This is a genomic window from Bradyrhizobium sp. SZCCHNGR1005 (genome assembly GCF_032489995.1).
GTDB lineage: Bacteria > Pseudomonadota > Alphaproteobacteria > Rhizobiales > Xanthobacteraceae > Bradyrhizobium.
The window spans coordinates 549,639-573,665 of sequence record NZ_JAUEZC010000003.1 but is presented as its reverse complement, the minus strand read 5'-3'; the positions used below and the strand labels follow the sequence as shown (position 1 = coordinate 573,665).

The 24,027-nt window shown below is 64.8% G+C and carries 26 protein-coding genes and 1 tRNA gene; 12 read left to right on the top strand and 15 right to left on the bottom strand.

From position 1 onward, the window contains the following. Window positions 1-5: 5 nt before the first annotated feature. Window positions 6-278: a hypothetical protein gene (locus QXZ85_RS15120; RefSeq protein WP_315765689.1), complete on the top strand. Its 273-nt coding sequence runs from the start codon at window positions 6-8 to the stop codon at window positions 276-278. After that, window positions 247-600, top strand: coding sequence for a hypothetical protein (locus tag QXZ85_RS15115; protein ID WP_315747630.1), 354 nt, complete (start codon window positions 247-249; stop codon window positions 598-600). Before QXZ85_RS15120 ends, QXZ85_RS15115 begins: the two co-directional genes overlap by 32 nt. A gap of 26 nt (window positions 601-626) precedes the next feature. Here the strand turns inward: QXZ85_RS15115 and QXZ85_RS15110 are convergent, their stop codons facing one another. The 6 genes from QXZ85_RS15110 to napE form a co-directional block, all read right to left on the bottom strand. After that, window positions 627-1,736 (bottom strand): ATP-dependent RecD-like DNA helicase, encoded by a 1,110-nt coding sequence (locus QXZ85_RS15110; RefSeq protein WP_315704833.1) that lies wholly within the window; start codon window positions 1,734-1,736, stop codon window positions 627-629. A gap of 299 nt (window positions 1,737-2,035) precedes the next feature. Beyond that, on the bottom strand, window positions 2,036-2,686 hold the full coding sequence (locus QXZ85_RS15105; protein WP_315727641.1) for a NapC/NirT family cytochrome c: 651 nt from the start codon (window positions 2,684-2,686) through the stop codon (window positions 2,036-2,038). Further along, a complete protein-coding gene (locus QXZ85_RS15100) occupies window positions 2,683-3,135 on the bottom strand; it encodes a nitrate reductase cytochrome c-type subunit (protein ID WP_409977591.1) in 453 nt (150 codons plus the stop codon). Before QXZ85_RS15100 ends, QXZ85_RS15105 begins: the two co-directional genes overlap by 4 nt. Before the next feature lie 23 nt (window positions 3,136-3,158). After that, window positions 3,159-5,663: a nitrate reductase catalytic subunit NapA gene (gene napA, locus QXZ85_RS15095; protein ID WP_315747631.1), complete on the bottom strand. Its 2,505-nt coding sequence runs from the start codon at window positions 5,661-5,663 to the stop codon at window positions 3,159-3,161. A 15-nt stretch (window positions 5,664-5,678) separates the two neighbouring features. Then, on the bottom strand, window positions 5,679-5,999 hold the full coding sequence (locus QXZ85_RS15090; protein WP_315704829.1) for a chaperone NapD: 321 nt from the start codon (window positions 5,997-5,999) through the stop codon (window positions 5,679-5,681). 30 nt (window positions 6,000-6,029) lie between these two features. Then, the gene (gene napE / locus QXZ85_RS15085) at window positions 6,030-6,215 is read right to left on the bottom strand and encodes a periplasmic nitrate reductase, NapE protein (protein WP_315704828.1); all 186 of its coding nucleotides are present in this window, start codon (window positions 6,213-6,215) and stop codon (window positions 6,030-6,032) included. Window positions 6,216-6,597: 382 nt separating this feature from the next. Between napE and QXZ85_RS15080 the strand changes: the two genes are divergently transcribed. The 6 genes from QXZ85_RS15080 to QXZ85_RS15055 all read left to right on the top strand — a co-directional run bounded on the left by QXZ85_RS15080 (window position 6,598) and on the right by QXZ85_RS15055 (window position 11,254). Next, window positions 6,598-7,554, top strand: coding sequence for an aliphatic sulfonate ABC transporter substrate-binding protein (locus tag QXZ85_RS15080; RefSeq protein WP_315704827.1), 957 nt, complete (start codon window positions 6,598-6,600; stop codon window positions 7,552-7,554). A gap of 55 nt (window positions 7,555-7,609) precedes the next feature. Beyond that, entirely contained in the window at window positions 7,610-8,776 is a 1,167-nt protein-coding gene (ssuD, locus tag QXZ85_RS15075) for an FMNH2-dependent alkanesulfonate monooxygenase (RefSeq protein ID WP_316166491.1), read from the top strand. Further along, window positions 8,773-9,579, top strand: coding sequence for an aliphatic sulfonate ABC transporter permease SsuC (gene ssuC / locus QXZ85_RS15070; RefSeq protein WP_315744094.1), 807 nt, complete (start codon window positions 8,773-8,775; stop codon window positions 9,577-9,579). Before ssuD ends, ssuC begins: the two co-directional genes overlap by 4 nt. 7 nt (window positions 9,580-9,586) lie before the next feature. After that, entirely contained in the window at window positions 9,587-10,417 is an 831-nt protein-coding gene (locus QXZ85_RS15065) for an ATP-binding cassette domain-containing protein (protein WP_315704824.1), read from the top strand. 9 nt (window positions 10,418-10,426) lie between these two features. Beyond that, window positions 10,427-10,999: a flavin reductase family protein gene (locus QXZ85_RS15060; RefSeq protein ID WP_315704823.1), complete on the top strand. Its 573-nt coding sequence runs from the start codon at window positions 10,427-10,429 to the stop codon at window positions 10,997-10,999. Between the two features lie 87 nt (window positions 11,000-11,086). Next, window positions 11,087-11,254, top strand: a complete 168-nt coding sequence (locus QXZ85_RS15055) for a hypothetical protein (protein WP_315704822.1) — start codon at window positions 11,087-11,089, stop codon at window positions 11,252-11,254. 222 nt (window positions 11,255-11,476) lie between these two features. Here the strand turns inward: QXZ85_RS15055 and QXZ85_RS15050 are convergent, their stop codons facing one another. From QXZ85_RS15050 to QXZ85_RS15015, 8 genes are all read right to left on the bottom strand, one after another. Further along, window positions 11,477-12,856 carry a sigma-54 dependent transcriptional regulator gene (locus tag QXZ85_RS15050; RefSeq protein ID WP_315704821.1) on the bottom strand — a complete coding sequence of 460 codons (1,380 nt, stop codon included), beginning with the start codon at window positions 12,854-12,856 and terminating at the stop codon, window positions 11,477-11,479. 60 nt (window positions 12,857-12,916) lie between these two features. Further along, window positions 12,917-13,267, bottom strand: coding sequence for a flagellar motor switch protein FliN (gene fliN / locus QXZ85_RS15045; protein WP_315704820.1), 351 nt, complete (start codon window positions 13,265-13,267; stop codon window positions 12,917-12,919). Window positions 13,268-13,270: 3 nt separating this feature from the next. Next, window positions 13,271-13,933: a FliH/SctL family protein gene (locus QXZ85_RS15040; protein ID WP_315704819.1), complete on the bottom strand. Its 663-nt coding sequence runs from the start codon at window positions 13,931-13,933 to the stop codon at window positions 13,271-13,273. Further along, on the bottom strand, window positions 13,933-15,021 hold the full coding sequence (gene fliG, locus QXZ85_RS15035; protein WP_315704818.1) for a flagellar motor switch protein FliG: 1,089 nt from the start codon (window positions 15,019-15,021) through the stop codon (window positions 13,933-13,935). Before fliG ends, QXZ85_RS15040 begins: the two co-directional genes overlap by 1 nt. A 46-nt stretch (window positions 15,022-15,067) precedes the next feature. Further along, on the bottom strand, window positions 15,068-16,681 hold the full coding sequence (fliF, locus tag QXZ85_RS15030; RefSeq protein WP_315704974.1) for a flagellar basal-body MS-ring/collar protein FliF: 1,614 nt from the start codon (window positions 16,679-16,681) through the stop codon (window positions 15,068-15,070). Between the two features lie 337 nt (window positions 16,682-17,018). Beyond that, on the bottom strand, window positions 17,019-17,294 hold the full coding sequence (locus QXZ85_RS15025) for a DUF1153 domain-containing protein (protein ID WP_002714638.1): 276 nt from the start codon (window positions 17,292-17,294) through the stop codon (window positions 17,019-17,021). Window positions 17,295-17,655: 361 nt separating this feature from the next. Further along, on the bottom strand, window positions 17,656-18,354 hold the full coding sequence (locus QXZ85_RS15020; protein WP_315704817.1) for a flagellar hook capping FlgD N-terminal domain-containing protein: 699 nt from the start codon (window positions 18,352-18,354) through the stop codon (window positions 17,656-17,658). 11 nt (window positions 18,355-18,365) lie between these two features. Then, window positions 18,366-19,955 (bottom strand): flagellar hook-length control protein FliK, encoded by a 1,590-nt coding sequence (locus tag QXZ85_RS15015; RefSeq protein ID WP_410052718.1) that lies wholly within the window; start codon window positions 19,953-19,955, stop codon window positions 18,366-18,368. 354 nt (window positions 19,956-20,309) lie between these two features. On the opposite strand from QXZ85_RS15015, the gene mnmA reads away from it, so the two are divergent. From mnmA to QXZ85_RS14995, 4 genes are all read left to right on the top strand, one after another. Next, complete coding sequence (mnmA, locus tag QXZ85_RS15010) at window positions 20,310-21,515, top strand: tRNA 2-thiouridine(34) synthase MnmA (RefSeq protein ID WP_315704973.1); 1,206 nt, start codon at window positions 20,310-20,312, stop codon at window positions 21,513-21,515. Between the two features lie 24 nt (window positions 21,516-21,539). Then, on the top strand, window positions 21,540-22,175 hold the full coding sequence (locus QXZ85_RS15005) for a class I SAM-dependent methyltransferase (RefSeq protein WP_315704815.1): 636 nt from the start codon (window positions 21,540-21,542) through the stop codon (window positions 22,173-22,175). Window positions 22,176-22,265: 90 nt separating this feature from the next. Then, the gene (locus QXZ85_RS15000; RefSeq protein ID WP_315704814.1) at window positions 22,266-22,622 is read left to right on the top strand and encodes a hypothetical protein; all 357 of its coding nucleotides are present in this window, start codon (window positions 22,266-22,268) and stop codon (window positions 22,620-22,622) included. Between the two features lie 172 nt (window positions 22,623-22,794). Further along, window positions 22,795-22,871 (top strand) — tRNA-Met (locus QXZ85_RS14995). A 622-nt stretch (window positions 22,872-23,493) separates the two neighbouring features. Here QXZ85_RS14995 and QXZ85_RS14990 read toward each other — a convergent pair. Then, the gene (locus QXZ85_RS14990) at window positions 23,494-24,003 is read right to left on the bottom strand and encodes a hypothetical protein (protein ID WP_315744101.1); all 510 of its coding nucleotides are present in this window, start codon (window positions 24,001-24,003) and stop codon (window positions 23,494-23,496) included. Window positions 24,004-24,027 lie beyond the last annotated feature (24 nt).

The window sequence follows — 24,027 nt, the reverse complement described above, 5'->3', positions numbered from 1 at the left end:
CAACCATGACTATTTGGAAGGTATTTGCAGTGACGCTTGCGCTGTCGGCAGTTGCTGGCGCTGCGCCGGCATCGGCCCAGGGCTGGTTCTGGGGCGAGCAGGAGCCGTCTGCATTTCAGGCCATGTATCCCAATCGCGACGTGCTCAATGGCGGGGCGCTGACGCTCGCGGGCCGCATGGGCCTGGAGCGTGCCGGCGGCACGGCGCCGGTTTATCCGTATGCTACTCCGGTGCCGGGCCGGGTCTATGTGCATCATCAGCGGCCGTATCGCCGCTGATGATGGCGGCCTGATGTTGCAGGAACCGCTGGCGTGCTATGATATTTTCCAGCAGCTGGAGGTTGAATTCATGACGAGGACCGTTGCGAAGACACTTGCCGCGTCGCTGGTGCTGTCCATGGCGGCCATGTCCGCCGGATCGGCACAGTCGTTCTCGGAGCCTGCCGCCTTTCAGGCGATGCACCCCGATCGCGACGTGCTCAATGGCGGCGCGCTGACGCCCGAGGCCCTGATGCGGCGGGCGCACCAGATGGCGCCCTTGGATGCCACGGCCGGGCCGACGCCGGTGGTTCCTCGCAGGCCGTATCGTCGCCGGCATTGACGCGCACGATGTGGCGATGACGTCGATCACACCACGATCGAGAGCCGCTTCGCGGCGCGGGTGATGCCGGTATAGAGCCAACGGGCGCGGCTCTCGCCGAAAGCAAAGCTCTCGTCGAACAGCACGACGTCGTCCCATTGCGAGCCCTGCGACTTGTGCACGGTCAGCACATAGCCGTAGTCGAACTCATCATAGGGCTTGCGCTGTTCCCAGGGAATGTCCTCGATGCCGCCGGCGAAGCACTCGCCGCGGACCGAGACCTTGGTCACCTTGCGACCGAGATCCTCGTCCGGCGCGAGCCGCATGCCGATGATCTTCGATTTCGAAGCGGTGCGCGATTTCACCCGCCACAGCCCGCCATTGAATAGGCCCTTCTTGCGATTGTTACGCAGGCAGACCAGCTTGTCGCCGGCGACCGGCAATGTGTCCTCGATGTCGAGGCGCTGCCGCACCCGCATGTTGTAGGCGCGGCGGGTGTTGTTGCGCCCGACCAGGACCTGATCGGCGCCCATCACGCGGGTGGGGTCGAGCTCGTGGCGCTCCACCACTTCGCTCTCGCCGTAGCGGCCGACATCGAGCGTGTTGCCTTCGCGGACATCCATCGACATCCGCACGATCGGATCGTCCTGCGCCTGGCGATGCACCTCGGTCAGCATCGCATCCGGCTCCGACTCCGTGAAGAAGCCGCCGCCCTTGATCGGCGGCAACTGCGCGGGATCGCCGAGCACGAGCAGGGGGCAATCGAAGGAGAGCAAGTCGCGGCCGAGATCGGCATCCACCATCGAGCATTCGTCGATGATGATCAGCTTGGCCTTGGAGGCCGGCGCATCGTCCCACAACTCGAAATTCGGCTGCTCCTCGCCGCTCTCCTGCGCCCGGTAGATCAGCGAATGGATGGTGGAGGCGTTGTCGCAGCCCTTGTTGCGCATGACGAGCGCGGCCTTGCCGGTGAAGGCGGCGAACTTGACCTCGCCGTCGACGCCTTCGGCGATGTGACGGGCCAGCGTGGTCTTGCCGGTTCCGGCATAGCCGAACAGGCGAAATACCGGCGGCGTGCCGTTGCGGCCGGGCTTGGCCTTCAGCCAGTCGCCGACGGCTTTCAGTGCGGAATCCTGGTGCGGGGTGAAGGTGGGCATTGCTCAACGGGTGAAGCCGCGGGGGCGACTCGGGACCCGGTGAACCTAAGGGCTGTTTCTGGGAGATCAAGCGGGTTCGGGCAGAGACGATCCTGACGTGTCGAGGTCGGGAGCTGCGCTCTCGCAACGCGGGCGGTGCGCTCCCTCCCCCCTTGCGGAGGAGGGTCGGGGAGGGGGGCTCAGCAAAGACTGCCCGTGTGGACCCCCACCCCCAACCCCTCCCCGCAAGGGGGAGGGGAGACCACCGAGCTCTTGGCTAGGGCTTACGACATATCGACGCGTAAGGACTACACGGTCTTCTACTGCCACCCCGGCACGCCGCGCATGTCGGGCAGGTGGTGCGCGATGCCCTTGTGGCAGTCGATGCAGGTCTTTTCGCCGGTGAAGAGGAAACGCTGATGTGCCACCGCTGCGCGCGGCGATTGCTTGGTGATGTCCATCGATTGCGCGCTGTGGCAGTTGCGGCATTCGAGCGAATCATTGGCCTTGAAGCGCGCCCATTCATGGGCGGCGAGTTCGATCCTGCGATCGGTGAACTTCTCGCGGGTGTCGATCGAGCCGAACAGATGGCCCCAGACTTCCTTCGATGCCTGCATCTTGCGTGCGATCTTGTCGGTCCAATTGTGCGGCACGTGGCAATCCGGGCAGCTCGCGCGCACGCCGGAGCGGTTCGAGAAGTGGATCGTCGATTTCAGCTCGGCGAACACGTTGTCGCGCATCTCGTGGCAGCCGGTGCAGAATTTCTCGGTGTTGGTCAGCTCCAACGCGGTGTTGAAGCCGCCCCAGAAAACGACGCCGGCGACGAAGCCGGCGAGCACCAGCGCGCCGAGCGCGAACACCGAGCTCGGCTTGAGCAGCACATCGATCAGGTCGAGGACGAAGGTCCAGGCGCGCTCGAGCAATCCGCGGCGCTTGGCCGGCGCGCCGCCTTCGGTTTCGCGGGTACTCATCGGCGGCCACCGGGACGTTCGCGGCTCAGCATCGTGTCGATATCGACGAAGTCGTTGCTGACTGGCGGCGTCGCAACGCTCTGCGGCACGTGGCATTCGGTGCAGAAGAAGCGGCGCGGCGACACCGAGGCCAGGAACTGGCCGTCGCGGTCCATGAAATGCGTCACCGAAATCATCGGCGCCTGCGACTCCGCGGTACGGGCGCGGGCATGACAGGACAGGCATTTGTTGCCCTGCATGTCGACCTGATAGCCTTCGATCGAATGCGGGATCACCGGTGGCTGCTCCGGATAGTTGCGCACCTCCTTCTCGGCGGTATTCTTCATCGCCGTCATCGGCGGCGCCGGGCCTTCCTCGTTGAGCGGCGCCGGCCCGCGCAGAGAGGACGACACGCTTTGCGCCAGCAGCGCGCTTGATCCGGCCGCGAGGGTCGCGGCGAGCAGCATCATCGTGAGTTTCTTGATCATGGCGCTTACACCCGCTCGATGCGCACGGCGCATTTCTTGAAATCGGCCTGCAGCGAGATCGGATCGGTGGCGTCGAGCGTCACCTTGTTGATCAGCTTGGATTCGTCGAACCAGGGCACGAAGACGAGCCCGCGCGGTGGCTTGTCGCGGCCGCGCGTCTCGATCCGGGCGCGGATGAAGCCGCGGCGGGACGCCACCTTCACCTCGTCGCCGCGCCGCAGGCTCGCGTCCTGCGCATCGTCAGGGTGCATGAAGCAGACCGCTTCGGGGAAAGCCTTGTAGAGCTCGGGCACCCGGCGCGTCATGGTGCCGGAATGCCAGTGCTCGATGACGCGGCCGGTCGAGAGCCAGAACGGATAATCCTTGTCGGGCGATTCCGCCGGCGGCTCGTAGGGAAGGGCGAAGATGCGGGCCTTGCCGTCGGGAAAGCCATAGAACTGAATGCCCGCGCCTTGCTTCACGTAAGGATCGCTGCCCTCGCGGAAGCGCCAGCGCGTCTCCTGGCCGTTGACCACCGGCCAGCGCAGGCCGCGCTCGCGGTGATAGGATTCGAACGGCGCGAGGTCATGGCCGTGGCCGCGGCCGAACGAGGCATATTCTTCGAACAGCCCCTTCTGGACGTAGAAGCCGAACGCCCTGGATTCGTCGTTGGCGTAGCCGGCCTCGATCTCACTGACCGGAAACTGGTCGACTTGGCCGTTGCGATAGAGCACGTCGAACAGCGTCTTGCCGCGAACCTCCGGCATCTTGACGATCAGCTCCTCCGGCCAGACCTCCTCGACCTTGAAGCGCTTGGAGAACTCCATCAGCTGCCAGAGGTCGGAGCGCGCCTCGCCGGGCGCTGTCACGAGCTGATGCCAGAATTGGGTGCGCCGCTCGGCATTGCCGTAAGCGCCTTCCTTCTCCACCCACATGGCGGTCGGCAGAACGAGATCGGCGGCGAGCGCGGTCACCGACGGATAGGCATCCGAGACCACGATGAAGTTGTCGGCGTTCCGGAAGCCGGGATAGGTCTCCTGGTTGGCGTTGGGGCCGGCCTGCAAATTGTTGTTGACCTGAACCCAATAGGCATTGAGCAGGCCGTCCTTCAGCATGCGGCTCTGCTGAACGGCGTGATAGCCGGGCTTGTCGGGAATGGTGCCTTCCGGCAGCTTCCAGATGTGCTCGGCCTTGGCGCGATGCTCCTTGTTGGTCACCACCATGTCGGCCGGCAGGCGATGCGAGAAGGTGCCGACCTCGCGCGCGGTGCCGCAGGCCGAGGGCTGGCCGGTGAGCGAGAACGGGCTGTTGCCGGCTTCTGCGATCTTTCCGGTCAACAGGTGGATGTTGTAGACGAGGTTGTTGCACCAGACGCCGCGGGTGTGCTGGTTGAAGCCCATGGTCCAGAACGAGACCACCTTGGTCTTCGGATCGGCATAGAGCTCTGCCAACGCCTCGAGCCGGTTGAGCGGCACGCCGGACATCTCGGCGGCCTTCTCCAGCGTGTAGTCCGAGACGAATTTCACGTACTCATCGAAGCTGATGTCGGTCGCGTCATTGGCCTTGGTGCGCCCGGTCGCCTTCTGCTCCAGCGGATGCTCCGGCCGCAGCCCGTAGCCGATGTCGGTCTGGCCGCGCCTAAACACGGTATGTGCGGAGACGAACTCCTTGTTGACGCGGCCGGTCTTGATGATGTGGTTGGCGATGGCGTTGAGGATGTAGAGATCGGTCTGCGGCTTGAACACCATGCCGATGTCGGCGAGATCGAAGGAGCGGTGCTCGAAGGTCGAGAGCACGGCGACCCGGACATGCGGCGCCGACAGCCTGCGGTCGGTCACCCGTGTCCACAGGATCGGATGCATCTCCGCCATGTTGGAGCCCCACAGCACGAAGGCGTCGGTGGCCTCGATATCGTCATAGCAGCCGGCCGGCTCGTCGATGCCGAAGGCGCGCATCATGCCAGCGACCGCGGAGGCCATGCAGTGGCGCGCATTGGGATCGATATTGTTGGAGCGGAAGCCGGCCTTGAACAGTTTCGAAGCGGCATAGCCCTCCCAGATCGTCCACTGGCCCGAGCCGAACATGCCGACGCCGGAAGGGCCGCGCTTTTTCAGCGCATCCTTGAACTTCACGGCCATGATGTCGAACGCTTCGTCCCACGACACCGGCGTGAACTCGCCGTTCTTGTCGTATCTGCCGTTGGTCTTACGCAGCATCGGCTGCGTCAGCCGGTCGTGGCCATACATGATCTTGGACAGGAAATAGCCCTTGACGCAGTTCAGCCCGCGGTTGACCTCGGCCTTGATGTCGCCGTGGGTGGCGACCACGCGATTGTCCTTGGTCGCGACCATCACGCTGCAGCCGGTGCCGCAGAAGCGGCAGGCCGCCTTGTCCCATTTCAGCGCGCTGGCTTCGCGCTCGGTGATGAGGTTTGCCGCCAGGCTCGACCTCGGCATGCCGGCTGCGGCCGCGGCAATCGCGGCGGCCTCGAGCTTCAGCATCTGGCGGCGATCGATCTTCATGTCGGTCATTGTGGTCTCGTGTGATTAGCCGGCGTCGATGGCGTGGAAGACGAGGCAGGCGGAATGGACATGGGGGAGCGAGGCGATCGTGTTCATGGTCGAACCGAGCGCGCCGGCGTTGGGGGCATCGACGACGACGATCAGCTTGCCCCTGATGTCGCGGCCGTGGATTTCGCAGCCAGGGAGCGCGAGGATGCCGGCTTCGACCGTGGTGAGCTGATCGGGACGGGCCTGCACGATGATCGAGGCGATCTCGCCTGAGGGCGGCGCGATCACGCGCTCGGTGGTCAGTGCGCGGCCGGTGATGAGCGCGCGGCGATTAATGGAAGATTGGAGGCGGGACACGGGGGAATCCTGATGGTCGAGGAGAGCGGTTCAGTGCGAGGCAGGCGGTCCCGGCGGCCCGGCGAGCATCTGGTAGCACCACACCGCAAGCCCATAGGAGCCGACGCTCGCCACTGCGAGCGCGGGCATCAGCACAGCCGTTAGAAACAGGAAGGCGAAAATTTCCATGCGTCTGCGACGCGCATGCGCGTTCGCATCGCTGCCCACGGGCGACATGAGAGAATTCTCTTCTGAGGAGGGGGGATTGGCGGCATCCGGGCCGCGGCCTGTTTGTACGCTAATCAACGGCCGTGTTGCCGACGTTGACCTGGATCAATCGACACAGGACCGCATCGAAGGTTGCGCAGAGATGAGGACGGAGGCGATGCAGCCGATCGCCAATACGGTTGATGAACCGTGAAGGACCGTGAGTGCGCGTTCGGCCGCTAGAAATTCTCCCTGCATCGGCTTTGCTTGTTGAAACAAACATCGCGCCGGGAGCCTGCCGACAGGACTGATATCGCTATTTTTTCCGGGTGCTCGACAGCCATTTCGGCAATCCCCATCATCTTTCGCATCGCATCAACGCGGATGCGGGTGTGGGGATCTGGAGATGGCAATGAAACGGCGGGACTTCTTGAAACTATCGCTCGGCGCGGCGGCGATCGCAGCCTTGGCTGCGCCGGCCTTCGCCGAGGACAGGCCGAAGGAGATCCGCATCGGCACGCAGAAGGGCGGCTTCTTCCCGGCCGTGAAGGCGCGCCATACGCTGGAGGACGCATTCAAGGCCGATGGCATCGACATCGTCTGGGTGGATTTCCAATTCGGTCCGCCGTTGCTGGAGGCCATCAACGTCGGCAGCGTGGATTTCGGCTATGTCGGCGACGCGCCGCCGATCTTCGCGCAGGCCGCGGGCGCCAAGGTCCGTTATGCCGCGGCTGTCAAGCAGAATGGCAGCAGCCAGGCCATCATCGTCCCGAAGGATTCGCCGATCAGGACGCTCGCGGACCTGAAGGGCAAGCGCGTCGCTTTCGGCAGGGGCTCCAGCGCGCATAATCTTCTGGTTGCCGCGTTGGAGAAAGCCGGCCTGTCCTGGAGCGACATCATTCCGGCGCCGCTTGCGCCGGCCGATGCGACGGCAGCTTTCGTCAAAGGCTCGGTCGATGCCTGGTCGATCTGGGATCCCTATCTCGCGCTGGCCGAACTGAAGGAGAATGCGCGGGCCATCGTCTTCGACAAGGACGTGCACAAGCCGAATTCGTTCTACATCGTCGGCAGCGACTTCGTGGAGAAGTATCCGGGCCTGGTCGCCAAGCTGAACGCGGCCTTCGCCGCCGAAGGCGTATGGGCAAACAGCCATCACGAGGAGGTCGCAAAAGCGCAGGCCGAGGCGACCGGCGTCGATCTCGCCGCGGTGAGGCGCTTCGTCGATCGCTCGATCTACAGCGTCGTTCCGCTCGATGACGACATCATCAAGAGCCAGCAGGCGGTCGCCGATCGCTTCGCGCGGGTCGGTCTCATTCCAAAGCCCGTCAACGTCGCCGACATCGTCTGGAAGTGGACGCCGTCCACCTGAACCCGCGACATCAGCGGCAGCCATGCCGCAGCCACATCAACGATGAGAGCAACGTATGAGTAACGTTTCCAACGCCAATATTCTCTGGTTCCTGCCCACCCACGGCGATGGCCGCTATCTCGGCACGTCGGAAGGCGGGCGTGAGGTCAATTTCAACTATTTGCGCCAGATCGCACAAGCCGCCGATCAGCTCGGCTATTATGGCGTGCTGATCCCGACAGGGCGCAGCTGCGAGGATTCTTGGATCGTGGCCTCGGCGGTGGCGCCGTTCACCGAGCGGCTGCGCTACCTGGTCGCGGTGCGCCCCGGCCTGCAATCGCCGAGCGTGGCGGCGCGCATGACCGCGACGCTGGACCGCGTCACCAACGGGCGGCTGCTCGTCAACGTCGTCACCGGCGGCGACCCGATCGAGAACAAGGGCGACGGCATCTATCTCAGCCATGCCGAGCGCTATGAGGTGACGCGCGAATTCCTCACCGTCTACAACGATCTGCTCGAAGGCAAGGCGGTGAATTTCTCCGGCAAGCACATCCGGATCGAGGATGGCCGGCTGCTGTTTGCGCCGGTGCAGGCGCCGCGGCCGCCCTTGTTCTTCGGCGGTTCGTCGGATGCCGGGATCGACGTCGCGGTCGATACCGTCGACAAATATCTCACTTGGGGCGAGCCGCCGGCCCAGGTCGCCGAGAAGATCGCGAAGGTGCGGGCCGTTGCCGATGCGCGCGGCCGCAAATTGTCGTTCGGCATTCGCTTGCACGTGATCGTGCGCGAGACCAATGCCGAAGCCTGGGCCGCGGCCGACGACCTGATCAAGCATGTCACCGATGAGACGATTGCGTCCGCGCAGAAGATCTTCGCGCGGATGGATTCGGTCGGGCAGCAGCGGATGCTGCAGCTGCATGGCGGCCGCCGCGACAAGCTCGAGATCAGCCCGAATCTGTGGGCCGGCGTCGGCCTCGTGCGCGGCGGTGCCGGCACCGCGCTGGTCGGCGATCCCGACACGGTCGCTGCGCGCATCCGCGAATATCAAGATCTCGGCATCGACACTTTCATCCTGTCCGGCTACCCTCATCTCGAAGAAGCCTATCGTTTCGCCGAACTGGTGTTTCCGCGGCTTGCCTTGGATCGGCCAAGCAATATCTCCAGGCTGCGGGCGAACACCGGCCCGTTCGGCGAGACCATCGCCAACGAGCAGTTGCCGCTGCGGAGGGCCTCGCAATCATGAGCCTGATCGACAGTCTTCCCCGGGCGCGCAAGCTTGCTCTGCCGCGCGCCGACGGTTTGATCCCCTGGCTCGTGCCGCTCGCCATCATCCTGATCTGGCAAGCCGCCTGCGTCGCCGGCCTGGTGCCGGTGCGGGTGTTGCCGGCCCCGAGCGATGTGGCCCGCGCCGGCTGGAAGCTGCTCCTTTCCGGCGAGCTGGCGCAGAACATCTGGGTCAGTTTCTGGCGTGCCAGCATCGGCTTCGTGATCGGCGGCGGCATCGGCTTCGCCTTCGGCCTCGCCAACGGATTGTCGCAGCTCTCGGCCAAGCTCACCGACACTACCCTGCAGATGGTGCGCAACGTGCCGCATCTGGCGCTGATTCCGCTGGTGATCCTGTGGTTCGGCATCGACGAGAGCGCCAAGCTGTTCCTGGTCGCGCTCGGGGTGTTCTTCCCGGTCTATCTCAACACGCTGCACGGCATCCGCACCGTCGATCCGCAGCTGATCGAGATGGGCCGCGTCTATGGCATGAGCGACGGCGAATTGTTCCGCCGGGTGATCTTCCCGGGCGCGCTGCCGTCGATCTTCGTCGGTCTGCGCTTCGCGCTCGGCATCATGTGGCTGACCTTGATCGTCGCCGAGACCATCGCCGCATCGTCCGGGCTCGGCTACATGGCGATGCAGGCACGCGAGTTCATGCAGATCGACGTCGTCGTGTTGTCGATCCTGATCTACGCCCTGCTGGGCAAGCTCGCCGACAGCGCCGCGCGCGTGCTGGAGCGGCTGACGCTGGCCTGGCATCCGGCATTCAGCAAAGCTTGAGGTTTCCATGCAGCAACTTCTTCGCGTTCCGCTCTCCGGCACCGAGGCGATCGATCAGTCGGACTTCCTGCCGCAGGCGGAAGCCTTGCGGGACACGGCGGATGTGCGCGGCCTGCCGCTCACCATCCGCGACCTGCGCAAATCCTTCGGCGACCATGAGGTGCTGCGCGGCATCGACCTGCACATTCCCGCAGGCCAGTTCGTCGCCATCGTCGGCCGTTCGGGCTGCGGCAAGAGCACGCTGTTGCGTTTGATCGCAGGGCTCGACAAGCCGACGGCCGGCGCGATCAGCTTCGGTGCGGCCGCGCGGCCGGAGGACGTCCGGGTGATGTTCCAGGAGCCGCGTCTGCTGCCGTGGGCGCGGGTGCTGTCCAATGTCGAGGTCGGCCTGGGGCGCGACCGCAAGGCGCAAGGCGCACGCCAGCGCGCCGAGCATGCGCTGGCCGAGGTCGGACTGGCCGACAAGCGCGATCAATGGCCGTCCATCCTGTCCGGCGGCCAGAAGCAGCGCGTGGCCTTGGCGCGCGCGCTGGTCAGCGGACCGCGGCTGCTGGCCTTCGACGAGCCGCTCGGTGCGCTCGATGCCTTGACCCGGATCGCGATGCAGCGGCTGCTCGAGCGGGTCTGGGCGGATCAGGCGTTCACGGCTATTCTCGTCACCCACGATGTCTCCGAGGCGGTCGCCCTGGCGGATCGGGTGCTGGTGATCGAAGATGGCCGCATTGCGGAGGACATCAAGGTCGGATTTGCGCGGCCGCGCGAACGCGGCTCCGCGGAGCTCGCGGCACTCGAAGGCGCTATCCTGCGCGAGCTGCTCGGGCCGGGCTTGACGGAATAGGGGTACCTCATGAACTCGATCGTACGCATCAAGCCCGAGGCGGATGCGGATTTCCGTGCCGCGATGCGCCACCTCGTCGGCGGCGTCAGCGTCATCACGGTCGGGCGCGGCAGCGAAATCACCGGCATGACGGTGACGTCGGTGTCCTCGCTTGCGGTCGATCCGCCGTCCCTGATCGTCAGCGTCAACCGTGGCGCTTCGTCCTGGCCGCTGTTGCAGAGCGAGCGCGCCTTCGGAGTCAACATCCTGGCGGCCGATCAGCTCGAGATCGCCGAGCGCTTCGCCGGCAAGGGCGGCTTCAAGGGAGCCGAGCGTTTCGCCGGTGCCGACTGGCGCCGGCGGGTGACGGGCGTGCCGCTGCTGGTTGGCGCTCTGGCGGCGATCGACTGCGAAGTCGAGGACCTGATCGAGCGGCACTCGCATGCGATCGTGATCGGCCGGGTCGTGCATCTCGATGTCGCCCCGCCGGCCGCCGCGCTGGCCTATTGGCAGGGCGGCTATGTCGCGATCGATCGCGACGAGGACATGGCGCGCCTTGCCGCGCTCAGCGTGCCCAATCCGCCGTCGCGGCTGAAGGGCTAAGCTGCGCGGGCACTCCCCCATCGCATCGGGGTGGCATTCGCTGCGAAGACGACTTAGAACCGCTTCATTCTCCTATCGGCGGAGCCAATGAAGCGTATCGGCAAGCGTATCGGCACTTGGGTCCTGTATGTCGTCGGCACGGCCGCGATCCTTTATCTCGCGCTGTACGCCTATGCCGTCTTCACCAGACGCGAGTTCACGCCCGGCGACCCCATCCACATCTTCCGCAGTCCGGACGCGCCGAGCTATTCGTGAATGGCTGCGCCGTCATGATTATCGTCATGGCGCGGAGCGTCAGTTCCGAAGCAATCCAGACTTTTCCGTGCTTGCGGATCGCGTCGCGGCGCCTGTCATCCGGCCGCGCTTTGCGCGGACCGGGAGGCTCGCAATGAACGGCAGGGCTGAAGCAGTCTGATCGCGGAAAGATGCCCCGATTGGGGGCATCGTTTCGCGATGTCTGGAATGGCGTCGTCGAATTTAGCCGATCGTGGTCGGCATCCGCGCCTCGCCCGCGCCCGGCGGCGGGATCGGGATGCCGCCATCGGCATATTCGTTGAGCTTGTTGCGCAGCGTCCGGATCGAGATGCCGAGGATGTTCGCGGCGTGGGTGCGGTTGCCGAGGCAGTGCTTCAAGGTCTCCAGGATCAGGTCGCGCTCGACATCGGCTACGGTGCGGCCGACCAGCGCCCGCGTCACCTGTTCGGCGGCCATGGTGGCGTGCGCCACCGCGGGCTGGGTCTTGACGATATCGAGACGGCTGCCATCGGGGGTCAGGATCGCCTCGGGCCCGATCTCGTCGCCAACCGCCATCAGCACCGCGCGATGCATGGTGTTTTCGAGCTCGCGCACGTTGCCCGGCCAACGATTGCTGCTCAGCACGCGCTTGGCCTCGGCCGAAATGGGGCGAAGCGGCACGCCATTGGCGTCGGAATATTTGCGGGCGAAGTGATGGGCGAGTTCGAGGATGTCGGCCGGCCGCTCGCGCAGCGGCGGGATTTTCAGGTTCACGACATTGAGTCGGAACAGCAGGTCCTCGCGGAAGGTGCCCTCGCGCACGGCGTCGGCAAGGTTGCGGTTCGAGGTCGCGATGATCCGGATGTCGACCGGGACCGGCCGCGTGCCGCCGACGCGGTCGATCACGCGTTCCTGGATGGCGCGGAGCAGCTTCGACTGCAGCCGCACGTCCATCTCGGAGATTTCGTCGAGCAGCAGCGTGCCGCCGGAGGCTTCCTCGAACTTGCCGATCCGGCGCGCGATCGCGCCGGTGAAGGCGCCCTTCTCATGGCCGAACAGTTCGGACTCCAGGAGATGCTCGGGGATCGCCGCGCAGTTGATGGAGATGAAGGGACGTTTGGCGCGGGCGGAGCGGCTGTGGACATAGCGTGCCAGCACTTCCTTGCCGGTCCCCGACTCGCCGGTGATCATCACCGAGGCATCCGAGCCCGCGATCTGCTGGGCCAGCCTGATCACCCTGGCCATCGCGTCGTCGCGATAGACGAGGTCGCGGGAATCGTTGGCGACCGCAGCCAGCACCGCTGCGATCAGCTCCGGGTCCGGCGGCAGCGGGATATATTCCTTGGCGCCGGCATGGATCGCGGCGACCGCGGCGCGGGCGTCGCTGGTGATGCCGCAGGCGACGATCGGCACATGGATGTGCTCGGCATCGAGCCGCATCACGAGGTCGCGGATATCGAGGCCGACGTCGACCAGCAACAGGTCCGCGCCCTTGCCGCCGCGCAGGACGCGCATCGCCTGCTCGTTGTCCTCGGCGTGGGTGACGGTCGCGCCATTGTCCATGGCGATCTTGGTGGCGGCGGTCAGCTGGCCCTTCAGCGTTCCGACGATGAGAAGCCGCATGTCGATCTCCTATTTGTCATTCCGCGCAGCACTGCAGCAGGCGCGCAGGGATCATCCATCTCAGTTGCGATCGGATTTGATGATTTCTGTCATCGTCACGCCGAGCTTGTCTTCCACCAGCACCACCTCGCCGCGTGCCACGAGACGGTTGTTGACGTAGATGTCGATAGCCTCGCCGACCTTGCGGTCGAGTTCGAGCACGGTGCCCGGCCCGAGCTTCAATAGCTCGCCGACGTCCATCTTGGAGCGGCCGAGCACGGCCGAGACCTGCACCGGCACGTCGAACACGGCTTCGAGGTCTGCGGCAACGCGGGCCGCCTGTTCATCCTCGGTATAGGTGACGTCGCCGAGCGGCGGCGCGTCGGCGCCATTCAGATCGGGAAGCGGGACCTGAGAATCGGTGTCGCTCATGACTTAAACTCCCTTGGCCGCAGCGGTGGCCTGATTCCTGGACGCGATATCCTGATTCCTGGACGCGATATAACGTCCGACGAGTTCGTTGATCTTGGCGTCGATCGCCGCGCGCTCCAGCACCACGCCGCCATCGGCCCATTCGATGCGGCAGTCGCCGGTCACGATCTCCGGCTCGGCCAGGATCACGAGGCGGCCCTCGAAGCCGCTCTGTTTGGCGAGCTTCTCGATCCGTTCGCGCGCGGCTTCGTAGAGCTGCTCATTGATGCGAACGACGAGATGCGGCGTCGCGACCAGATGCGCGAAGCAGTCGGTGATCAGTGCGGTGATCTCGCCGAGCGGTTCGGCGGCAACCAGCGCGCTGCACAGTTTGCGGGCGACCGCGATGGCAACATCGACTGCCTCGGTCTCCATCCGTCCCTCGACGCTGGAGAAACGCGCGGCGATGCCCTGCAGATGGATATTGATCTGTTCCAAAGCCGCGGCCATGCGCCGGTCGGCCTCCACCTTCGCTTCGCGCTGCGCGGCCTCGTAGCCGTTGCGATAGGCGATGGCCTCGGCCGCCGCGACCTTCTGGGCGATCTCCGCCGCGGTCGCCGCCCGTTCCCGGCTCTTGTCGGGGGCGGAGAAATCCGTATCGAACAGGAATTTCGCGGGCTGGGCCATCAGTACACCAGTTCGTCGTCGGCGCGATTCTTGGTGAGCATGATCTCACCCTTGGCGGCGAGGTCCTTGGCGAGATTGACCAGCAGCGCTTGCGCCTCGTCGACGTCGCGCAGGCGCACCGGTCCCATCGCGGCCATGTCGTCCTGCAGCATCTTGGCGGCGCGCGAGGACATGTTGCTGAAGAAGAAGTTGCGAACCTCCTCGTTGGCGCTCTTCAGCGCAATCCCGAGCTTCTCCTTGTCGACGTTGCGCATCAAGGTCTGCGCCGAGGCGGAATCGAGCTTGATCAGGTCGTCGAAGGTGAACATCAGCGCCTTGATGCGCTCGGCGGATTCCCGGTTTTCTTCTTCCAGCGAGGTGATGAAGCGGGTCTCGGTCTGGCGGTCGAAATTGTTGAAGATCTCCGCCATCACCTCGTGGGCATCGCGCCGGCGGGTCTGCGACAGGTTCGACATGAATTCGGTGCGCAGGGTCTGTTCGACGCGCTCGATCACTTCCTTCTGCACCGCTTCCATCCGCAGCATGCGGCCGATCACGTCCAGCGCCATGTCCTCGGGCAGAATGGCGAGCACGCGCGCGGCATGCTCCGGCTTCAGCTTCGACAGCACCACCGCAATCGTCTGCGGATATTCGTTCTTCAGGTAGTTGGCGAGCACCTCTTCCTGGACGTTGGAGAGCTTCTCCCACATGTTGCGGCCGGCGGGACCGCGGATTTCGTCCATGATGCCGTTGACGCGCTCCGCCGGCAGATATTGCTGCAGCAGCCGCTCGGTGGCGTCGAAATTGCCCATCAGCGCGCCGGAAGCCGACATCCGGGAGACGAATTCCAGCATCAGGTCTTCGACCACGTCGGCCTCGACCGTGCCGAGCGTCGACATGGCGAGCGACAGCTCGCGCACCTCGTCGTCATCGAGCTGCTGCCAGATCTTGCCGCCATATTGTTCGCCGAGCGCCAGCATCATGACGGCCGCACGCTTCGGTCCGCTCAGAGGCTGGCTCTTCGGACGCTGGGCCTGGCGGCTCGCGAGCGTCGCGATGACGGTTGAGATGTCGTTCGTGTTTGCGTTCTGCGTCTGCGGGAGCGACATGGCAATCTATGGTCTGCGTTTCAGTTCTGCGCTTGGCGTTGGCGGATCAGCCCTGCTGCGGCTCGGCGAGCCACTGCCGGATGATGGAGGCGGCTTCGCCCGGGTTGCGTTCGGCGAGCTCGCCGACGCGATGAACGGATTGGGCGTGAACCTGGCCCTGAACCTGGGCGACGTCGATCAGATGCGCGGTCTGCTGGGAGTTCGCGGCCTGGGCGACGGCTTGCACCGTCTCGTCGGTCAGCGCCGGTAGCCCGGTCAGCGCGGCGGCCTCGTCGGATGCAAGAATCTTCTTCACCAGCGGTCGGATCACCATGAACATCACGACCAGACCGAGCAGCATCATCACGGCGAGCTCGATGACGTACATGACGTCGTCCTTGGTGAACTGCAGCATTCCGAGGATGCCGCTCGGCTCGTTGATCTGCGGCACTGCGGGGGCGTCGGCGAATTTCAGATTGACCACTTCCACCTGGTCACCGCGCTTCTGGTCGAAGCCGATCGCCGAGCGCACCAAGGCTGCGATGCGGTCGAGTTCTTCCTTGTTGCGCTCCTGGTAGACCAACTCGCCCTTCTCGTTTTTGGCGTACGCGCCGTCGACGAGCACCGCGACCGAGATGCGGTTGACGCGGCCGGCCTCGGTCACCTCGGTCGTGGTCGTCCGCGAGATCTCGTAATTGTTGGTCTCCTCGGTCTTCTTGCTCTGGTCGCGGGGAGGAGGCGGACTGCCGTTGTTGTTGCCCGGCGCGGCCGGCAGCTCGTTGGCGACCGTGACCTGGCCATTGCTCTCGGTGGTCGCCGAGGATTCTTCCCGGGTCTGGCTCGAGCGCAGCACCCGGCCTTCGGGATCGAACTTGTCGGAAGTCTGGGTGACGCGGTTGAAGTCGAAATCGGCCGAGAGCTGGACCCGGGCGCGGCCCTGGCCGACCACGGAGGAGACGATGTCCTCGACCTGCTTGCGCAGCCGCTTTTCGAAGGCGGTGCGCCGCTCGTCGCCGACCGCCTGCTCGACATCGGAGACTGAGCCGTCGGCGAGCAGTTGGCCGGCTTCATCGACGATCGAAACCCGTTGCGGCTTCAATCCGTTGACCGCGGAGGCCACCAGATGGCGGATGGCGCGGATCTGCGCCGGTTCGAGTGCGCCGCGCACGCGTACGACGATCGAGGCCGACGGTTCCGGCGTCTCGCGCGAGAACAAGGGCCGCTCCGGCAGCACCAGGTGAACCCGCGCCGCCTGCACGCGGTCGATGGAGCGGATGGTGCGGGCGAGTTCGCCTTCCAGCGCGCGCAGATGGTTGATGTTCTGGACGAAGCTCGTGGTGCCGAGCGCATCGGACTTGTCGAAGATCTCATAGCCGACGCCGCCGCCCTTGGGCAGGCCGCCCTCGGCGAGCTTCATGCGCAGGCGGGTGACCTTGTCCTTCGGCACCAGGATCACGCTGCCCTCGTTGCGCAGCTCGAACTGGATGCCCTGGCGTTCCAGGTCCTTGATGATGCTGGAGGAGTCCTCCATGCTGAGATCGGTAAAGAGTGTGGTCATCTGCGGCGTGGTGACGCGCATGATGACGAAGGCGAAGAAGCCGATCAGCGCTGCGGTGACCGCGATCATCGCCATCAACCGCGCCGCACCCAAACCCTTCAGGAAATCCACCAGGCCTTGCAAGCAACTGCCCCACAGTTCGGTATTCAACAGATGGCTGCTGGGGCGGGATTTGAACTTCGCGGGCCTTTACGGCCGATTGCAACGAACGCGAGATTTGATCCCAACCTTCACCCGACACCTGCATTCCAGGTGGTCTCTCGATCCCGACTCCGTGCGCCGCGCCTCGCGGGCGGTGGACGAAAATCTGAATCGGACCACTGGGCAATTATTGCCTATGGGAAGGTTTCGATATGGTTAACGATAGTTAAGGGCTGCTAACAAACTGCGGACATGACAAAAATCGGCTTGACGGGGTCAAGCCGATTTTTTGTAGGGCGAAACGCTATCGGTGAGGGATTTATTGCCGATATTGCTGAATTCGGGTCGTACGCAGACCGGCGAGGCCGTGCTGGTCGATCGAAAACTGCCAAGACAGGAATTCGTCGACAGTCAGGGTGTAGCGGCTGCAGGCCTCTTCGAGGGACAGCAATCCACCGCGGACGGCAGCGACAACTTCGGCCTTGCGGCGGATCACCCACCGTTTGGTGCCGGGGGCAGGCAGATCGGCGATAGTGAGCGGACTGCCGTCGGGCCCGATGACGTATTTCACCCTCGGGCGATGGGGTTCTGTCATGGCTTACTCACAAACTCTTAACCACTGAACTCACGGTACCAACCTACGCCGCCCGGCTTAAAAATTGCCTAAGCAGAGAGCTGCAATAAAGGGCTCATTGGAAATGACGGAGGGTCCGGCGCCGAAAAGCGCCAGACCGCGAGTCATGGTAAATATTTGGTTAAGCTGGCCCGGATGTCGGTCCGGTGTCTCGGGTGTGTTGGGCGTCTTGCTGCCCTGCACGAGTCTGAATCGGTTCGTGCGGCGAATTTGAAGCTCCGGTCAGATCCCCCGCGCACTCCCTCGTCGGAACTACAAATTCAAAGCCGCACGAGAAGCCTCGGTTCCGACATGGGCAACGAAGCCGCGATTCGATCCGAAGTCAGTTGATGATTTGCTGGATCTGGTTGACCGCATAGGTCTGTCCGCCGATCGACAGCATCGGTGGCTGCTGGGTCAGGTCGACGGAGGACACCAGGCCCGCGATCTGGGTGTTGACCGCCACCGGCTTGCCGGAGCTGTCGGTCGCCGTTGTCGTCAGCTTGTATTGTCCGTCCGGCCATTGCGTGCCGTCATTGCCCTGGCCATTCCATTGGAATGGCTGGTTGTTGCCGGCAGGGGCGGAATATTTCCCGGTAAAGACGGTCTGGCCGACGCTGTTGGTGATGTTCACGGTCAGATTGCAGTTCGACGGGATGTTGAGATTCCAAGCCGCCTTCGAATTGGCCAAGCTGGTCGTCGAGCCGTTGACCACGGCGGTCTTGCCGACAAAGTTGAGCGCCTGGGTGGCCTGGGTCGTCTGCTGCAGCGAGACCAATGAGGAGAGCTGATCGTTGGTCTTGAGCTGCTGCTCGACGCCGGCAAATTGCACCAGCTGCTGCGTGAACTGGTTGGTGTCCAGCGGGTCGAGCGGGTTCTGGTTCTTCAGCTGCGTCGTCAACAGCGTCAGGAAGGTCTGGAAGTTGCCCGCGATCGAGCTGTTCGCCGTCGAGGAGACGCCCGAATTGGAGCCCGAATTGGAGGAGGTGGGCGTGGTTCCTGAAACCACCGGGCTTCCCGTGATTGCGTCGCCAATGGCCATGATGCTCTCCCTTAGACTCTGATATCGACGCCGCCCTGCGGCCCGAACATGCGACCATAGGAGCGTCCGGCCACCTGGGCCGGAATGGTTTCGTCCTCGGTCACGATCAGGCGCTGCGCATTGCCGTTGGATTGGTTGTCATTGCCGTTCTGGCCGGACGAATTCTGGTCGCGGAGCGAAAATTGCAGCCCGCTATTGCTGGTCTTGAGGCCGGCATCGGCGAGCGCCTGCTGCAACTGCGGCGCGGTCTGCTGCAGCATCGACAGGGTTTCCGGCTTCTCGACCCGCAGATGCGACGTGACCTGGCCGTTCTTGTCGACATCGATGCGGACGTCGATACGGCCAAGTTCGGCTGGATCCAGTCGAATCTCGAAGCGGCTCTTGCCGTTCAGTGCGGAGGCTGCGATCTCCACCGCGAGCCCGTGCAGGGGGACGGTGGCCGACGTCGCTGCGATCGCGGTCAGATTTGCCGATGTGATCGGCGCGGCTGTCGCGGTGGGCGGAGAGAGCTGCTGCTGCAGCGTGTTGGCAACTTGGGCGCCGGGGTCGGAGGTCACTGCGGTTTGGGCATTGGCCTGCGCGCCAGCCCGATCATGCGCCGCCGGCGAAGCCGCATTGCCTTCGGCTTTGGCTGCATCGGCGACCGGCACGGCGGCCTTGTCGACGACGGTCTGCTGTTGCCCGGGCTCGGCGTGATTGGGCTGAACGGCCTGAGTTGTCGGAGCGGTCGGATCGGATGTCTTCGCGCCGTCACCGGTGAGTCCGGTGGCGACCTTGCCCTGCGCGGGCGCAGCCTTGCCCGGCGCCTTCCCGGTCGACGGCACGGCAGCGTCCAGCGCGGCCGTGAATGTACCCGTTTCGCTCGGCGTAGTCGGATCGGTGGTCGACGGTGTCCCGGATGTGCCGCCGGCTGCGGTTTCGCCAGCGGAATTGGCGGCTGCGCCAGTGCCAGCCTTCGCTGCCGCGGCGATCAGGCCCGTCTTCGCATCCGCTGCGCCGGCTGCGGAGCCGGCCGCCTGGGCGGCGGCCGCAGCCGCCACTCCGGCCGTGGCACCGGTGCCGTCAGTGGCCGCAGGGGCTGCCGGCGCATCGGCCGCGGAGACATTCGGCTGCACCGCGACGGCAACTGGAGCGGCTGATGCCGCCGTCGGGTCCACGGGGGCGGCGGCTGCGCCATCGTCCTTGGCGCTCTTGTTGGTGTCGGAGGTGTCGGCCGACTTGCTGCTATCCGTCCCGCTCTTCCCGGTCGCGCCGGATTTGCTGCCGGTCTTGGTGGCCTTGTCGCTCTGGCCGCTGTCGTCGGCCCGGTCGGTACGCGCCGAATTCGTGTTCGTATCGCTGGCGGATTGCGGTCCGGAGGGGTCGGTGCTGCTGCGCGAGGAGTCGCGGCTCGCGCTGGATGAATTGGCGCTGCTGCGCTGTGGCGGGCTCGGGGGCGTAGGCAAGGCCGGCGCGGAGGATGACGAATCGGTGGGTGGGGTCGCCGCATCGACCAGCGCCGCAAAGCCGTCTCTGAGCTGCGCAGGGTCGGGCCGCGTCGATCGCGCTGCCGTTGCCTGGAAGGCCGTGCTGGCCGGAATCTCTGACGTGACGCTGACCACCTTAGAACCTCTCACGAGCGACTCGATCAAAGGGCGTTTCAGCAAGGAGCGGGCCAGAGCGGGGCAGGGAGAATTTTATCGTGATATCAATGGATTGCCAGAGGGGGGACCTGTCCCCTATGCGGCAGCGCCCGCGCTTTTTCTGCCCGGCCGGCAAGATTTGCCGCGCGGTCCTGCCCCCAGGATGATTGCTTCACAGGATAGGCACCTATATTAAAGGGGTGCTTTTTCAGCGGGTTCCGATGCGGTCTCGTTCCGCCCGGACATCGCGCAAAGAGCTTGACCGCACAACGGGCCAGCAGAGAGTTCCCGATCGTCGGGAATTCCGACGTGGTCCATCGCAGTGACCTGACCATGCTCAACAGTCTCGATCTCGAAGGCCGTCCGCAGGACACCAGGGTGGTCGTCGCCATGTCCGGCGGCGTCGACTCGTCGGTGACGGCCGCGCTGTTGAAGTCCGAAGGCTACGACGTGGTCGGCATCACCCTGCAGCTTTATGACCATGGCGCGGCGACCCACCGCAAGGGCGCCTGCTGCGCCGGCCAGGACATTCACGACGCGCGCAATGTCGCGGCAAGGCTCGGCATTCCGCATTACGTGCTGGATTATGAGGATCGCTTCCGCGAGCAGGTGATCGACAATTTTGCCGCCAGCTACGCCTCGGGCGAAACGCCGGTGCCGTGCATCGAATGCAACCGCGCCATCAAGTTCGGCGATCTCCTGACCACTGCTCGCGAACTCGGCGCCTCCGTGCTGGCAACCGGCCATTACGTCGCCTCGCGTCGATTGGCCGATGGATCGCGTGCGCTGATTTGCGCCGCCGATGCCGATCGCGACCAGAGCTACTTCCTGTTCGCGACCACCCAGGAGCAGCTCGATTACCTGCGCTTTCCGCTCGGCGACATGACGAAGCCGGAGGTGCGCGAATTGGCGCGGCGGTTCGGGCTCGAGGTCGCCGACAAGCACGACAGCCAGGACATCTGCTTCGTCCCGACCGGCCGCTACACCGACATCATCGGGCGGCTGCGGCCGAACGCGATGGAGCCGGGCGAGATCGTCGATCTCGAAGGGCGCGTGCTCGGCACTCATCTTGGGATTGCCAATTTCACCGTCGGCCAGCGCAAGGGACTCGGCATCGCCAAGGGCGCGCCGCTTTACGTCGTGCGCCTCGATGCGCAGACCCGGCGCGTGGTGGTCGGTCCGCGAGAGGCGCTGCGTACCCACCGCATCGTGCTGCGCGAGGTCAACTGGATCGGCGACGGTGCGCTCGATGCCGCCGTGCGCGACGGGCTCGAACTGTTCGTGCGGGTGCGCTCGACCCGTCCGCCGCAGCCGGCCTGGCTGCGCGGCGCCGACGGCCACTACGAGGTCGAACTGGTCGCGGGTGAAGAAGGCGTCTCGCCGGGCCAGGCGTGCGTGTTCTACGATGCGCCGTCCGGCCGTGCGCGCGTGCTCGGCGGCGGCTTCATCCAGAGTGCCGACGCCAAGTCAAAGGTATCGTCACAGGCGGCAGGCCGCCATACGGGGCCGCAGCGCATCGCCGAGGCGGTTCGCGGCTGATCATCAAGTCAGGGTAAGAGGGGCATGGGGGACATCGACCGCGCCGGGGTCGAAAAGGCCTATGAGCGCTGGGCGCCGATCTATGATCTGGTGTTCGGCAAGGTGTTTGCGCAGGGACGGCAGTCGACCATTGCGGAGGCCGATCGGATCGGTGGCCGCATTCTCGACGTCGGCGTTGGCACCGGGCTGTCGCTGTCGGATTACGCGCGCACGACCAGGATCTGCGGCGTCGATATTTCCGAGCCGATGCTGCGGCGGGCGCAGCAGCGCGTGCGCGAGCTGAAGCTCGGCAATGTCGAAGTGCTTGCGGTGATGGATGCGAAGCACCTCGCCTTCCCCGACAATTTCTTCGATGCGGTGGTGGCGCAGTATGTCATCACCGCGGTGCCGGATCCCGAAGCCACGCTCGACGATTTCATCCGTGTGCTCAAGCCCGGTGGCGAACTGATCCTGGTCAATCACATCGGGGCCGAGAAGGGGCCGCGGCGTCTGTTCGAACTGGCGTTTGCGCCGATCGCGCGGCGGCTCGGCTGGCGGCCAGAATTCCCCTGGGCGCGGCTCGCCAATTGGGCCGCGAAGCATGGCGGCGTAGCGTTATCCGAGCGCCGGCCGATGCCGCCGCTCGGACATTTCTCGCTGATCCGTTACCGCAAGGGTTGACGGGCCCCACGTAGCGCAGGGACGGGCGGTTCCGTCTGCCAAGATGACGCCATCGGCGGAACGACATGGCAGGGCCGGCGTTGCCGAGCCATGAGCATCAGGCAGTCATTCGTGGTTTCCTTCGTGCTTGCGACGGCCGCCGCCGCGGCTCACGCCCAAGCGCCGCCAACCCCGGCTACGCCGCCGCAGGCCACAGCGCCTGCGCCGGCCCCGGATCAGAACGCCGCTTGCGCGCCGAACGCGCGGGCGATGCCGACGCCAGACGGCATCACCACCGGTCAATCCGGGGAACCTCTGGGTGAGAAGCTTGCCAAGACCAATGGCGTGCTGTGTCCGCCATCGGGCGTCGATCCGCAGATGCATGCGCCCACCCCGGAAGGCGGCACGACGCCGGTGATCCCGCCGCCCGGCAGCCCCGGCGGCAATCCCAACGTGCAGCCGAAGTGAACTGGATGGCTGTCGCGTGCGCCGGCGAGCGCACGCGACGCGCCGAGCGGAAGCTTCTTGCTGCACCTGCGACGTTTGCTTGACAGGGGCCGGACCGGCTCCTTATATGCCGCGCGTTCGCAATGCGGTCCGCGGTCTTCTGACCCCTTTACGGACCTCTGCCGAACGCCGTGGCGGGGTAGCTCAGCTGGTTAGAGCACGGGAATCATAATCCTGGGGTCGGGGGTTCGAGTCCCTCCCCCGCTACCAACAATCCCCCCGACACCGATATATTAGGGAACATCTCTGGATTGCCGCAGATCGCGGCCAAGCGCCCCTTGATGTCGAGTCTGACCCGCCGTCCCTCGGCCTTTTCCTTGCCGTCCCCGCCGGCGTCGCTCGGCGCAGCATGCACAACGATCGCAGTCACGAGCTCGCGGATCACAGCGAATGCGCCGGCGGTGAGCTCGGCGTCGCCCTGGGCCAACTCCTCGGCCAAGGTGGCGATTGCGGCTTTGTAGCGGGTGAGCGCTCTTGGGTGCAGCGCGATCACGTTGTCGGCTTCCTGGGCCATTTCCAATGCTTGGCGGGCCTTCCCGCGCTCGGCCTCAAGGTCGCGCAGGCGCGGTGCGATGGCCTCTGGCGGCACGCCCTTTGCGATCGAGTCGACGAGCCGGCTAGCTAAGTCGCTCACGAGAAAACTCACGAAAGTGTGGGTGAGAAGCGGCCCCTTTTGAATGTCGAAATGTACCTCAAGCGCGAAGTCCCTAGCATTGCCCATTTTCGAGTAAACGTAACGGCCCCAAACGAGACCCGGGCGACTTGTGTCCCATCCGCTGAACTCAACGTGCATTGCCTGCCTCCTTACGCGGTCTCTTTGGCGCTGTGGCGATTAATGTCCCCGTTCAGTTTTGGTCATTCGCACCTTCTGAACAAGCTCACGACCTGTGGGGCTATCCAACCACGTTTCAGCTTCCTCCTCCGTGCGAAATACGTCGGCGAGCACATGAGGGAACGGACTGCCCGCAATCGGAACGTTCACTTGAAAGGTGCCGTCCTTAATCATCTGCACATAGGGGACGAAAAGCTGATGATCGCTCAGTTGCTGGTGCAGGTCGCGCGGCTCGAATTCAAGCAACCAGAACGATCCCCCCGGCGCACGAATCTCGCGCCACGCCTGCAACTCGCATTTGCGCTGCATGATGCCTTTGATCGCATTAAGGTTGCTCGTCACGAGCGTGTGGCGCTGTGCGTCGCTTAGGTGCGGCCACTTCGGAAAATAATCGTCAAGCGTCTCACGCGGGATTTGGTACACAACCCGCTGTGCACCGAAATAGCCGCCGACCCGTATGCTCCCGTCAATTTCTGGTCTGTCGTTCACTTCGACGTCGGTCAGTTTCATCGCCCAAGCTCCCTTCTGTTGCCG